A 12548-nucleotide genomic window follows, 5' to 3' on the forward strand; every position below is an offset into this window, starting at 1 on the left:
CCGGATGGTGCTCAGAAGCGGGTGCCGAAGCCGAAGCGCACGAGCTGCGTCTCGTCGTAGTCCTTCTTCACCACCGCCTGGGCGATGTCGATGTTGATCAGGCCGACCGGCGTGCGCCAGGACACGCCGACACCGACGCCGACGCGCGGGGAAGTATCATCCTGCACGCCCGGCCCGGAGACCGGCGTACTGGACAGCGAGCCGACATCGACGAAGGCGCGGCCCAACAGGCCGATTTCCTGCGGCAGCGGCAGCGGGAAGCGCAACTCCGTCGTCTGCGTCCAGATCAGCCGTCCGCCGAGCGGGTCGTCGGCGCCGCCCGAGCTGATGTCACGCGGTCCGGCACCCGCCAGCGCGAAGCCGCGCAGGTTGTCGCCGCCCAGGAAGAAGCGGTCGATGATCCGCTCCGGCCGGTCGCCCCAGGGCGTCAGCAGGCCGACGCCGGCCTGAAGTGCCAGCACGTAGTCCGCATTGCCGAGGTAGCGCTCCAGCGGCACATACCCGGCCACGTCGCCGCGCCAACGCACATAGGCGACATCGCCGCCGAGGCCGGCGACGTCGGAGCCGACGCGGACGATGAAGCCACTCTTCGGCTCGATCCGGCTATCGCGCACGTCGTAGGACAGCGTCGTGCCGATCTGCGAGAGCAGCGTTACGCCCTGCTGTTCGCGGATGAAGCGGCTGGCGTCGGACTGGATGTCGAAGACATCGCGCTGCACCAGGCTGTAGGCCCAGCTCTGCCGCACGCGCTCGTTGAACTCATAGCCGGCGCGCAGCACCACGCCCTGGCGCTTCTCGGAGTAGGAGGACGTCTCCTGCAGGTTGCGCGTGACGTAGAACAGGTCGATGCCGGCCGCGAGGTTGCGGTCCAGGAAGGCCGGGTCGGTGATGCTGAAATCGACCTGCGTCCGGCGCTGCGCCAGCAGCGCCTGCAGCCGCGCGTCGATGCCAGTGCCGAGGAAATTTCGTTCCCGGATGCCGAAATCGGTCAGCAGGCCGGCATCGGTGGAGAAGCCGCCGCCAAGCGAGATCTCGCCGGTCGGGCGTTCCTGCACCGTGGTCTGCAACACTGTCCGGTCGGGCGCCGAGCCTGGCTGCACCGCGATCTCGGCGCCGGCGAAGTAGCCGAGGTCCCGGATGCGCTGGCGCGAGCGCCGGACCTGCGCGGCGTTGAAGGGGTCGCCTTCCGCGATGCGGAATTCGCGGCGGATCACGCGGTCTGCGGTACGGCTGTTGCCCAGGATGTCGATGCGCTCGACATAGGCGCGGGTGCCTTCCGCGACCTCGAAGGTCACGTCGACGCGCTGGTTTTCCCGGTCCCGGACGACGCGCGGGCGGACCTCCACGAACGGCACGCCGCGCAGGCCGACGGCATCGGACAGCGCCTCCACCGAGCGTTCCACCGCGTCGCCGTCGTACCAGTCGCCCTCGGATATCGCGAGCGCGCTGCGCAGCGATTCGGGCTCGACGCCACGCAGGCTGCTGGTGATCTCGGCACGGCCGACACGGTAGCGCGGGCCTTCGTTGATCGTGAAGGTAACGAAGAAGCCGCTGCGATCGGGCGACAGCTCGGCGACCGCACCGGTCACCTCCACATCCGCATAGCCCTGGCGCAGGTAGTAGCGGCGCAGCAATTCTCGGTCGAAGTTCAGGCGCTCGGGGTCGTAGATATCGGCGGTGGACAGGATGCGGTACCAAGCCTGCTCCCGTGTCGCCACCACGTCCCGCAGGCGACTATCCGAGAAGGCGGTGTTGCCGACGAAGCTGACGCGGCTGACCAGCGCCGCCTCGCCTTCCGTGATCTCGAACACCACGTCGACGCGGTTCTGGTCGAGCTGGATGACCTTGGGTTCCACCCGCGCGGCGAAGCGTCCGCGGCGGGCGTAGAGGTCCAGGATGCGCTGGCGGTCCGCCTGAGCCTGCTGCGGCGTGAACACCGCCCGGGCGCGCAGCTGGACTTCCGGCGTCAGCACATCGTCCGAGACCTTGCTGTTGCCCTCGAAGGCCACTCGGTTGACGATGGGGTTCTCCACCACCGCCACGGCGATCCGGTCGCCCTGCCGAGCCACGCGCACGTCCTGGAACAGGCCGGTGGCGAACAGCGTGCGAAGGCTGCGATCCAGCCGATCCGCGTCGAAGGCATCGCCGGGTTGCAGCAGCATGTAGGACCGGACGGTGTCCGCCTCGATGCGCTGGTTACCGGTGACATCGATGGCACGGACGATGCCGCCTGCGGCGGGCAATACCGCGGCCGGGCGCGTGGCGCGCGGCGTTCGGGTCTGCGCCTCCGCGTTCAGCGCGAAGCCGACGGGAACGAGGCAGGTGGCTGCGAGGAGCAGGAGCCGATTGCGGACCAAAGCGTATATCCCCGGCGGGGTGAGGGTGGCCGCGGAGACTACCCGAGCGGCAGGGGTGCCGCCACCCCCGCCACTGCCGGCGCGCGCCGGACCGCCCGGCTCAGCCGAACAACCCGGTCGCCCAGCGCACCACGCCGAGCTGCGACAGGTCGTTCCATGTGGCGAAGACGAACAGCGTGATGAGCAGCGCAAACCCAGCCCGGAAGCCGATTTCCTGCGCCTTCGGGGGCAGCGGACGGCCGCGGATGGCCTCCGCCGCATAGAACATCAGGTGGCCACCATCGAGCACGGGGATGGGGAACAAGTTAATCAACGCAAGGTTCACGGACAGCACCGCCATGAAGGAAACCAGGCTGGCAATGCCCAGCTCCGCCACCTGGCCCGACATCTGGGCGATTCGCAGCGGCCCGCCGAGTTCATCCGCGCCGCGCCCGCCGAAGATCATCTGGCCCACGGCGGCCAGGGTCTGGCGGGTGATGTCGGCGGTCTGAACCGTGCCGGCCCAGAGTGCGCTGAACGGGTCCAGCCGCTCGAAATCCGCCGGCGCGGCGCCGACGCCGAGCACGCCGACCGAGGTCTCGCCGGTGACCCGGGCCTGCGGCGTCGCCGTCATGGTGCGCTCCGCACCTTCGCGCTGCACCGTCACGGCGATCGGCGTGCCGGCACGCGGCTGGACGTGGCGCTGCACCTCCTCGAAGCGGGTCATCGCCTGGCCATCCAGCGCCACGATTCGGTCGCCGGGCAGCAGGCCGGCGCTGGCGGCGGCGGAGCCTTCCTGGACAGTGCCGATGGCCGTGGTGGCGGAGGGCCGGCCCACGGTCATGAACAGCAGGCCGAACATCACGGCGGCCAGGATGAAGTTGGCCAGCGGCCCGGCCGCCACGACGATGGCGCGGTCGCCCACCGATTTCTCGTGGAACGTCTGCCCCGGGCGCCAGGTGGCGCGCACTTCCTCCGGGACGTCGGCCGGTTGTTCCTGGCCATGCAGCTTCACGTAGCCGCCGAGCGGCAGCCAGCCGATACGCCATTCGGTGCCCTGCCGGTCGGTCCAGGTGGCGATGGCACGGCCGAAGCCGACGGAAAAGCGCTCCACGTAGACGCCGCGCCAGCGCGCCGCGAGGTAGTGGCCAAGCTCGTGGAAGAACACCAGCACGCCGAGCACGAGCACGAAGGCCAGCACGGTGCGGATCGGGTCGGGCAGGAAGTCCAAGGTGTTCTCCAAACGTGTTCAGGCCGTAGCGTCGGGACCGGCCTCAGGACACCGCGGCGCGGGCCCCGGCCAGCCGCGACGCCAGGCGCCGCGCCTCGGCATCGAGTTCCAGGATCGGCTCCAGCCCCTCGGCCAGTGGCGCCACCATCGCGGCCATGGTCGCCTCCACCACCGCGGCGATGTCGAGGAAACCCAGGCGACGGTCGAGGAACAATCCGACTGCCACCTCGTTCGCCGCGTTCAATATAGTCGGGGCGCCACCACCGGCCTGCAAGGCCTCCCGCGCCAGGCGAAGCGCCGGGAAACGTACGGGATCGGGCGCCGCAAATTCCAGCCGCCCGAGTGCCGCCAGGTCGAGCCGCGGAGCCGCCACATGGATGCGCTTCGGCCAGGCCAGCGCGTGGGCGATCGGCGTGCGCATGTCCGGCGTGCCGAGTTGCGCCAGCAGCGAGCCATCCGCGAACTGCACCAGCCCGTGCACGGCCGATTGCGGATGCACCAGCACCTCGATGCGCGCCTCCGGCACCGGGAACAGCCGGGCGGCCTCGATCAGCTCCAGCCCCTTGTTCATCATGGTGGCGGAATCGATGCTGATCTTGGCGCCCATTGACCACACCGGGTGGCGCACCGCCTGTTCCGGCGTGGCGCAGGCCATTTCCGCCAGCGTCCAGTCGCGAAACGGGCCGCCCGAGGCGGTGAGGATGATCTTCTCCACCCCTGCCGGGTCCTGGCCATCGAGGGCCTGGAAGATGGCGTTGTGTTCGGAATCGACCGGAAGCAGCGTCGCACCGCCCTTCCGCGCCACGGCCAGCACCAGTTCCGCCGCGCAGACCAGGCTTTCCTTGTTGGCCAGCGCCAGGGTCCCGCCGCGCGCCAGCGCCACCAGGGTCGAGCGCAGGCCGGCGGCGCCGACGATGGCGGCCATGGTCCAATCCGCCGGCCGCGCCGCGGCGTCCTCCACCGCCTGCGGGCCGGCAGCCGCCTCGATGCCGGTGCCGGCCAGCGCAGCCTTCAGGTCGGCCCAGGCGGTCGGGTCGGCGACCACGGCCAGGCGCGCGCCGTGCCGCACCGCCTGTTCGGCCAGCACGGCAAAATCCCGATTGGCGACCAGCGCCTCCACCCGGAAGGCCCCCTCCGGCGCCGCATCCAGCAGCGCCATGGTGGACCGGCCGACGGAGCCCGTGCAGCCGAGGATCGTAACCGACCGCGTCACCTGTTCAGCCCCATCCCCAAAGCGGTCGCCCCTGGCCCAGCATGAAGGACAGCAGCGCCGCCACCGGCGCCGCCGCCAGCACCCCGTCCAGGCGATCCAGCAGCCCGCCATGACCCGGAATGAGGGACGAGGTGTCCTTGACCTTGAAATGGCGCTTGATCGCGGATTCCAGCAGGTCCCCGGCCTGGGAGGCGGTGCCGACCAGAAGCACGACGGCGGATATGGCCAGCAGCGAGGCGCCCGGCGTGAAGGCCAGCGCGCAGGCGCCGCCCACCACCAGCGCGCAAACCATGCCGCCCACCGCCCCCGACCAGGTCTTGTTCGGCGAGATCGACGGCGCAAGCTTCGGGCCGCCGAAGGCCCGGCCGGCCATGTAGGCGCCGATGTCCGAGGCCCAGACCACCAGGAACAGGAACAGCACGTTACCGCGCCCGGCCTCGCCATCGTGCCGCAATTCGATCAGCGCCAGCCCGGCCAGGCCGATATACAGGACCCCCGCCGCAAGCCGCCGCGCCGGCTGGGTGATGCCGGATCGCCGCCCGCGCAGCGCGACCCCTATCCAGGTGATCGCGAAGCCCGCCAGCAGCACCACGACGCCAAGCCGCGTGCGTTCCATCACCGCCAGCGCGCCGGCGGCAAACACCACCAGCGGCACCGCAAGCCCCGGGAAGACACGCGTGCGGCGGCCGCAGAGATGCACCCATTCCCAGGCCAGCACCGCGACGGCCAACGCCACCAGCGCGGTGAAGGATTCGGCGCCGAACCAGATACAGGCCAGTGCCGCCGGCAGCAGCAGGGCGGCGGACAGGGCGCGCTTGCGCAGGTCCGTCCAGCGCTTCTTCTCGGCCTTCGTCGCCGGAGGCGCCGTCACCATGCGATCCGCCGGGCGTTCACGCGAGTCGGAGGCCGTAGCGCCGTTCGCGTCGTGCGAATTCGGCGATGGCCGCCGTCAGGTGCTCCTGGTCGTAATCCGGCCACAGCACGTCCTGGAAGACGAACTCGGCATAGGCGGACTGCCAAAGGAGGAAGTTGGAGATGCGCTGCTCGCCGCTGGTGCGGATGATGAGGTCCGGGTCCGGCATGCCGGAGGTCGACAGCATGCGGCCAAACGTCGCTTCGTCCAGCGAATTCGCATCCAGCGTACCAGCGGCCACCCGACGCGCCACTTCCCGCGCCGCCGAGACGATCTCCCCGCGCCCGCCATAGGACACGGCGACGTTCAGGTTCAGCCGGGTGCCCGCCGCGGTCGTCGCCTCCGCCGCCGCGATGGCGCGTACGGTGTCGGCCCCGAATCGTTCGCGTTCGCCGATCACGCGGAGGCGGATGCCTTCCTTTGCCAGCGCCCCGACCTCGGAGCGCAGGTACATCCGCATCAGCCCGGTCAGGTCGCGCACCTCATCCACTGGGCGGTGCCAGTTCTCCGAAGAGAAGGCGAACAGGGTCAGCCAGCCGACGCCGGCCCGCGCTGCCGCCTCGATGGTCCGTCGCACCGCCTCGGCCCCCGCCCGGTGCCCCATGACACGCGGCTGGCCGCGGGCCGCGGCCCAGCGGCCGTTGCCATCCATGATGATTCCGATATGGGTCGGAACGGCCGGCGGCGCTTCGCCGGACCTCGATGGCACCTGGCCGGAGGAGTCGGGCCCAGAGGCCTCCGCACCAACCAGCGGCTTCGCGGCCGCGCTCATCACCCGCACATCCCGGCCGACATCCCCGCCATCAGCTTGTCCGGATGTCCTTTTCCTTCTCCGCCAGGGCGGCATCCACGGTGCGGATGCTCTGGTCGGTCATCTTCTGGATCTCGTCGCTCCAGCGCTTCACGTCGTCCTGGCTGACCTCGGACTTCTTGTCCTTTTCCCAACCCTTCACCGTCTCCATCGCATCGCGCCGCACGCCCCGCATGGCGACCCGCGTCGCCTCGGCGTATTTCGCAGCGGTCTTCACCAGGTCGTTGCGGCGTTCCGTCGTCAGCGGCGGCAGCGGCACGCGCACCACCTGGCCTTCCGTCTGCGGGTTCAGCCCGAGGCCCGAATCGCGGATCGCGATCTCCACCGCCTTCACCACGGATTTGTCCCAGACCTGCACGGAAAGCAGCCCCGGCCCGGCGACCGAGATGTTCGCCACCTGCACCAGCGGCTGCACATTGCCATAGGCCTCGACGCGAATCGGCTCGAGCAGCGCCGGGCTGGCGCGGCCGGTGCGCAGGCCTTGGAACTCCTTCTTCAGCGTCTCCAGCGCGCCATCCATGCGGCGCTGCAGGTCCCGCTTGTATTCGGCGAAGTCGGCGGCCATGCCCGGTTCCCTCTAAAGCATCTTCGGGCCAGGCAAGCCTGCCGGACCCAGAGGAATGCAGCAAACAGACGGTCTTAAGGATCGACGACCGTGGTGAACTTCCCCTCGCCCTGCATCACGGCGGTGAAGGCACCCGGCTCATGGATGTTGAAGACGACGATCGGCAGCTTGTTCTCCCGCGCCAGGCTGATGGCGGCGGCGTCCATCACCGCCAGGTCGCGCGACAGGACATCGAGGTAGGTAATCGTCGTGTAGCGCTCGGCGTTCGGGCTTTTGCGCGGGTCCGCAGAGTAGACACCATCCACCTGCGTGCCCTTCAGCAGCGCGTCGCAGCCCATTTCCACCGCCCGCAGCGCCGCGGCGGTATCGGTCGTGAAGAACGGGTTGCCGGTGCCGGCGGCAAAGATCACCACGCGCCCCTTCTCCATGTGCCGCATGGCGCGGCGGCGGATGAAGGGCTCGCACAGGCTGGCCATGGCGATGGCGGACTGCACGCGCGTCGGCACGCCGAACTTCTCCAGCCAGTTCTGCATGGCCAGCGCGTTCATCACCGTGGCCAGCATGCCCATGGCATCGGCCTGCGCCCGGTCCATGCCGGCGGAGGCGCCGGCGACGCCGCGGAAGATGTTGCCGCCGCCCACCACCATGCAGACCTCGGTGCCGAGCGCGGTGACGTCGCGGATGTCCTCGGCGATGTTCTTCAGCGTCCCGATGTCCAGCCCGTAGTCACGGGAGCCCATCAGCGCCTCGCCCGAAACCTTGAGCAGTACTCGCTTGTAGATCGGGGGTCTGCTCATCTTATGACGATAATCCGGATGGCTGGGCGTTGCGCAACATAGGCGGCGCACCATGTCCGGAGCAAGGCGAGGCCCGCCCTCGGCGCGCCCTGCCCTGCCTTTCGTGATGTGCCCGTCCGGGTGGTATGCCGTTCAGCCCTTGGCGGCTGCGGCCACTTCAGCGGCGAAATCGCTGGCCGCCTTCTCGATACCTTCACCAAGCTGGAAGCGCGCGAATCCGGTCAGCTTGCCGCCGGCCTTCTGCACGACCTGGCGCACCCGGCTTTCGCCGTCATGCACCCAGACCTGCTCCAGCAGAACCACTTCCTCGTAGTACTTGCGGATGCGACCCTCGATCATCTTCTCGATGATCTCCGGCTTCTTGCCCGAAGTCGCGGCCTGCTCGCGCAGGACTGCCTTCTCGCGCTCCAGCGCGGAGGGGTCGACGGCGTCGACCTCCAGCGCCTCCGGCCGCGTCGCCGCGACATGCATGCCGATCTGGCGGCCCAGCGTCTCCAGCGCCTCGATCTCGCTGGATGCCTCCAGCGCCACCAGAACGCCGATCTTGCCGAGGCCCGGCTTCACCGCGTTGTGCATGTAGGTGGCGACGGTGCCGGACGGCACGCGCAGCACGCGGGCGCGGCGGATGGTCATGTTCTCGCCGATCGTGGCGATCATCCGGGTCAGCTCCTCCTGCGTGGAGTGGCTGGTGCCAGGGTATGTCGCGGCCTTCAGCGCCTCGACATCCTCGCCGACCGACAGCGCCAGGCCGGCGACCTCGGAGACGAAGTTCTGGAAGGTCTCGTTGCGCGCCACGAAGTCGGTCTCGGCATTGACCTCGACCATGGCGGCGACGTTCGGGCCGGAGGCGACGCCGACCAGGCCCTCGGCGGCGACGCGGCCGGACTTCTTGGCGGCGGCCGACAGGCCCTTCTTGCGCAGCCAGTCGATGGCGGCTTCCATGTCGCCCTCGGCTTCGACGAGCGCCTTCTTGCAGTCCATCATGCCGGCGCCGGTCTTCTCGCGCAGCTCGCGCACCATCGCCGCGGTGATCTCGGCCATATCGATCGCTCCCAAACCATCAAGTCCGGGCCGCTCCGGGACGGGCCGGGCGGCCTTGGTCATCGTCCTGTCGGAGGGCGGCATGGCCCCCCGCACCCAACCCTCCCCCCCTCAATGGGGGAGAGGGCTTCATCGTCAGGCGGCGGGGCCGTCCTTGGCCGGCTCGCCGTCGAGGCCGGCCTGGACCTCGGCCATCACCTCAGGCGACAGCGGCAGGGTAGCGACCGCCTCAGGCGCCAGCTCGGCGGCGACGTCCGGCAGGATCTCGGCCGGCAGTTCCTCGGCCGCGCCGATATCGGCGCCCGACGAACCCAGTTCCGCCGAGATGCCATCCAGCACCGCCCCGGCGACCATGTCGCAGTACAGGTGGATGGCGCGGATCGCATCGTCGTTGCCCGGGATCGGGAAGGCGATGCCCATGGGGTCGGCGTTGCTGTCGACCACCGCGACCACCGGAATGCCAAGCTTGTTGGCCTCCTCGATCGCCAGCTTCTCCTTCACCGTGTCGATGACGAAGATGATGTCGGGCAGCCCGCCCATGTCCTTGATGCCGCCGAGCGCGCGGTCGAGCTTCTCGCGCTCCCGCGTCAGCATCAGAACTTCCTTCTTGGTCAGGCCCTGGATGTTGCCGCCGAGCTGCTCCTCCATCTGCTTCAGGCGCTTGATGCTGCCCTGGATGGTCTTCCAGTTGGTCAGCATGCCGCCGAGCCAGCGGTGGTTCACGTAGTACTGGCCGCAACGCGCGGCGCTTTCCGCCACGTATTCCGCCGCCGCCTTCTTGGTGCCGACCAGCAGCACGCGGCCACCGGCGGCCACCACGTCGCGGATCGCACGCAGCGCGCGGTCCATCATCGGCACGGTCTGCTGCAGGTCCAGGATGTGGACCTGGTTGCGCACGCCGAAGATGTACGGCGACATCCGCGGGTTCCAGCGGCGGGTGTGGTGGCCGAAATGCACGCCGGCCTCGAGCAGGCCGCGCAGGGTAACGTCGGGCATCGCCATGGGCGAATCGTCCTTCACAGTGGTCCGGTTGAGCCTCCGCGTGGCCGCCCCCCTCCATCAGACCGAAGGACGGGGACCGGACCCTCGGGGATTGCCCCGGAAGGTGCCACGCGTGCGAATTTGCCGCCCCGGGACAGCCCCGGGCCGGCCGGCGCGGTATGCCCCACACGACGCGGCGCCGCAACCCCGAGCGCTTGCCGCACCCGCCCGACCCCCTATCCTGCCGCCTCGCCTTCCGGACAGCCGAAGCCGCCATGCGCATCCTGGTCGTCTCCCCCACCCCGAGCCATCCGCAGGATGCCGGCAACCGCGCCCGCATCCATGCCGTGCTGTCAGGCCTGAAATCCGCTGGGCATTCGATTACGCTCTGCCTGGTGGATCGTGAGAAGGTCGCGCCGGAACATCTTGATTCCATGCGGTCCACCTGGGGAGAGCTGATCCTGGTGCCGCATGACCGGACGCAGGAAAAGCCCAGCCTCGGCACCACCTACGGCCTCGACGACTGGATCCAGCCGCCGCTGGAGGATGCCTTGCAGGCGCTGGCGGCACGGCGGCCGGGGTTCGACATGGTGCTGGTGGAATACGTCTTCCTGAGCCGCGCCTTCACCTTCTTCCCGGCGCCGCACCTGCGTTTCCCGAGCCCGGTCCTGAAAGTGCTGGATACGCACGACCAGTTCGGCGGGAGGGACCACCGCCTGCGCGCGCTCGGCCTGCCGGCCGGCTTCTTCCACACCACGGCGGCCGAGGAAGCGCGTGGCTTCGGCCGCGCCGACCTGGTGCTGGCGATCCAGGACGAGGAACGCACGGCTTTCGAGACGATGAGCCCGGCGCCGGTGCTGACCCTCGGGCACATTCCGGCGGACCCGCGCCCGAAGCTGCCGCGGCGCATGCCCGATGGCCGCCTGGTCGTCGGCTACCTCGGAAGCTCGAACCCGATGAACACCCGCGCGCTGGGCCGCTTCATTGCGGAGCTGGACCTGCCCGCCTTCGCCGCCGCCGGCGGCGAACTGCGTGTCGCCGGCGCCGCCGCCAACGCGCTGCAGCCGGCGCCGGGCCTGGTCCTGCTTGGGCCCGTGACGGACCCGGACGAGCTGTACGCGCAGGTGGACCTGGTGGTGAACCCGCATGAAGGCGGCACCGGGTTGAAGATCAAGACGGTGGAGGCCCTGGCACGCGGCCGCCCGGTCGCCGGCACGGCGGAAGCCTTCGCCGGGTTGGCGCCGGACGAGGTTTGGCAGACGGCGGTGGACGCCGAAGCGCTGGCACGGCTTGTCCGGTCGTCGGCCCAGAACCCGGCTATTCACGCGGCAATATCATCCAGTTCAGCCGCACTCTTTGAGCGCTATGCGAGCTCTGTCGCGTCGCAGGCACGTCTTCTGGCGAACCCGGCGATGTTGCGGCTTGCGGCCAGCCGGCCGCGGACCCTGCTGGTCACCGATATCCGCTTCTGGCAACGGAGCCTCGGCAACCACGCCCGCATCGCGGCTCTGGCGCTGACAGCGCGGTCCGAGATGGATCTCGACCTGTTCTTTCTCGGCAGCATGTCCGCGCCGGAGACCGAGCAGGCCCAGGCCCTGCTGGGCGGCCGGGCGCGGCTGTTCCCAACCGGCCCGATGCCGCCGACGCCGGAGGCCAGGCTGCCCAAGGCCATGACGCCGTTCGAGCAGCGCTCCACCATCGCCGCGGCATTGCCGCTGCTGACCCGCCACCTGGCGGAGAACCCGCCGGATGCCGTCATCATCGAATACATCCGCCTGTCCTACCTGCGCCACGCGATTGCCGCCCCGGTCCTGAAGGTGCTGGACACGCACGACATCATGTCGCTCCGCGCCCGCAACTTCGCGCATTTCGGCCACCGCCACTTCATCGAGATCAGCGTGGCGGAGGAGCTGCGCATCCTGTCCGGATTCGACCATCTGCTGGCGATCCAGGCGGAGGAGTTCCGCTGGATCGACGCCCTGTTGCCCGGCCGTGCGCTGCTGGCCCCGCATGTGGTGCCCCAGGCACCCCGTCCACCACGGCGTGCCGAGGGACCGGTGCGCGTCGGCTTCATCGGCGGCGACAGCCCGATGAACCGGGATGGGCTCGGCTGGCTGCTCGACCAGGTTTGGCCCGCCATCGCGCCGCTCGGTGCCGAGCTGCATGTGGCCGGCGAGGTCTGCACCGCGATGCCCCAGGGCCGCGCCGGCGTGGTGCTGCATGGCGCGGTGCCGCGGCCGGAGGATCTGCTCGCCACGCTCGACGTCGCGGTGAACCCGGTGTTCTACGGCGGCGGCCTGAAGATCAAGACCGTGGAGTATCTGTGCCATGGCCTGCCCGCCGTCCTGACGGCGGAGGCGCTGTACGGCATCACGGGCGGCGCCGGACAGGCCTATGCCCTGGCGCAGGACCGCGCCGGCTTTGTCGCCGCCCTGGCCGGGCTGGTGCTGGACCCGGCGGCGCGGGCGCGGATGGGCGATGCCGCCTTCGCCTTCGGACACCGCAATTTTGGGCCCCAGGCGCTGGCGCCGGCCATGCGGACGCTGGCCGGCCTGGCGCGTGGGATCCCGGTCACTGCCGCACAGCCAGCCCTGGCGCAGGAATAGTGTCCCGGCCGAGTGTTGCGCCCTGGCCGGCCGGCTTGGCGTTTCCAGGCGGCC

The 12548-nt window shown here is 69.9% G+C and carries 10 protein-coding genes; 1 reads left to right on the forward strand and 9 read right to left on the reverse strand.

Annotated elements, in window-relative coordinates; all coding sequences use genetic code 11:
- Positions 1–11: 11 nt before the first annotated feature.
- The 9 genes from bamA to rpsB all read right to left on the reverse strand — a co-directional run bounded on the left by bamA (position 12) and on the right by rpsB (position 9909).
- Positions 12–2357, reverse strand: a complete 2346-nt coding sequence (bamA, locus tag ACLF3G_RS18825; protein WP_430670937.1) for an outer membrane protein assembly factor BamA — start codon at positions 2355–2357, stop codon at positions 12–14.
- A gap of 100 nt (positions 2358–2457) precedes the next feature.
- Entirely contained in the window at positions 2458–3567 is a 1110-nt protein-coding gene (gene rseP, locus ACLF3G_RS18830) for an RIP metalloprotease RseP (RefSeq protein WP_430670938.1), read from the reverse strand.
- Positions 3568–3610: 43 nt separating this feature from the next.
- The gene (dxr, locus tag ACLF3G_RS18835) at positions 3611–4780 is read right to left on the reverse strand and encodes a 1-deoxy-D-xylulose-5-phosphate reductoisomerase (RefSeq protein WP_430670939.1); all 1170 of its coding nucleotides are present in this window, start codon (positions 4778–4780) and stop codon (positions 3611–3613) included.
- A 4-nt stretch (positions 4781–4784) separates the two neighbouring features.
- A complete protein-coding gene (locus ACLF3G_RS18840) occupies positions 4785–5654 on the reverse strand; it encodes a phosphatidate cytidylyltransferase (protein ID WP_430670940.1) in 870 nt (289 codons plus the stop codon).
- A gap of 16 nt (positions 5655–5670) precedes the next feature.
- The gene (gene uppS / locus ACLF3G_RS18845) at positions 5671–6465 is read right to left on the reverse strand and encodes a polyprenyl diphosphate synthase (protein WP_430670941.1); all 795 of its coding nucleotides are present in this window, start codon (positions 6463–6465) and stop codon (positions 5671–5673) included.
- Positions 6466–6496: 31 nt separating this feature from the next.
- Positions 6497–7069, reverse strand: a complete 573-nt coding sequence (frr, locus tag ACLF3G_RS18850) for a ribosome recycling factor (RefSeq protein ID WP_430670942.1) — start codon at positions 7067–7069, stop codon at positions 6497–6499.
- Between the two features lie 74 nt (positions 7070–7143).
- A complete protein-coding gene (gene pyrH, locus ACLF3G_RS18855; protein WP_430670943.1) occupies positions 7144–7866 on the reverse strand; it encodes a UMP kinase in 723 nt (240 codons plus the stop codon).
- 132 nt (positions 7867–7998) lie between these two features.
- Positions 7999–8907 (reverse strand): translation elongation factor Ts, encoded by a 909-nt coding sequence (tsf, locus tag ACLF3G_RS18860; protein WP_430670944.1) that lies wholly within the window; start codon positions 8905–8907, stop codon positions 7999–8001.
- A gap of 135 nt (positions 8908–9042) precedes the next feature.
- Positions 9043–9909: a 30S ribosomal protein S2 gene (gene rpsB / locus ACLF3G_RS18865; RefSeq protein WP_430670945.1), complete on the reverse strand. Its 867-nt coding sequence runs from the start codon at positions 9907–9909 to the stop codon at positions 9043–9045.
- Positions 9910–10163: 254 nt separating this feature from the next.
- Here rpsB and ACLF3G_RS18870 point away from each other — a divergent pair, with 254 nt between their 5' ends.
- Positions 10164–12494 (forward strand): glycosyltransferase, encoded by a 2331-nt coding sequence (locus tag ACLF3G_RS18870; protein ID WP_430670946.1) that lies wholly within the window; start codon positions 10164–10166, stop codon positions 12492–12494.
- Positions 12495–12548: the final 54 nt, after the last annotated feature.

Source organism: Falsiroseomonas sp. HC035 (genome assembly GCF_050563525.1).
In the GTDB taxonomy this organism is placed as follows: Bacteria; Pseudomonadota; Alphaproteobacteria; order Acetobacterales; family Acetobacteraceae; genus Falsiroseomonas.

Coding starts and splice junctions, on each gene's coding strand:
- tsf (WP_430670944.1), bottom strand. CDS start 8,907: ATGGCCGAGATCACCGCGGCGATGGTGCGCGAGCTGCGCGAGAAGACC.
- ACLF3G_RS18870 (WP_430670946.1), top strand. CDS start 10,164: ATGCGCATCCTGGTCGTCTCCCCCACCCCGAGCCATCCGCAGGATGCC.
- frr (WP_430670942.1), bottom strand. CDS start 7,069: ATGGCCGCCGACTTCGCCGAATACAAGCGGGACCTGCAGCGCCGCATG.
- rpsB (WP_430670945.1), bottom strand. CDS start 9,909: ATGGCGATGCCCGACGTTACCCTGCGCGGCCTGCTCGAGGCCGGCGTG.
- ACLF3G_RS18840 (WP_430670940.1), bottom strand. CDS start 5,654: ATGGTGACGGCGCCTCCGGCGACGAAGGCCGAGAAGAAGCGCTGGACG.
- pyrH (WP_430670943.1), bottom strand. CDS start 7,866: ATGAGCAGACCCCCGATCTACAAGCGAGTACTGCTCAAGGTTTCGGGC.
- uppS (WP_430670941.1), bottom strand. CDS start 6,465: ATGAGCGCGGCCGCGAAGCCGCTGGTTGGTGCGGAGGCCTCTGGGCCC.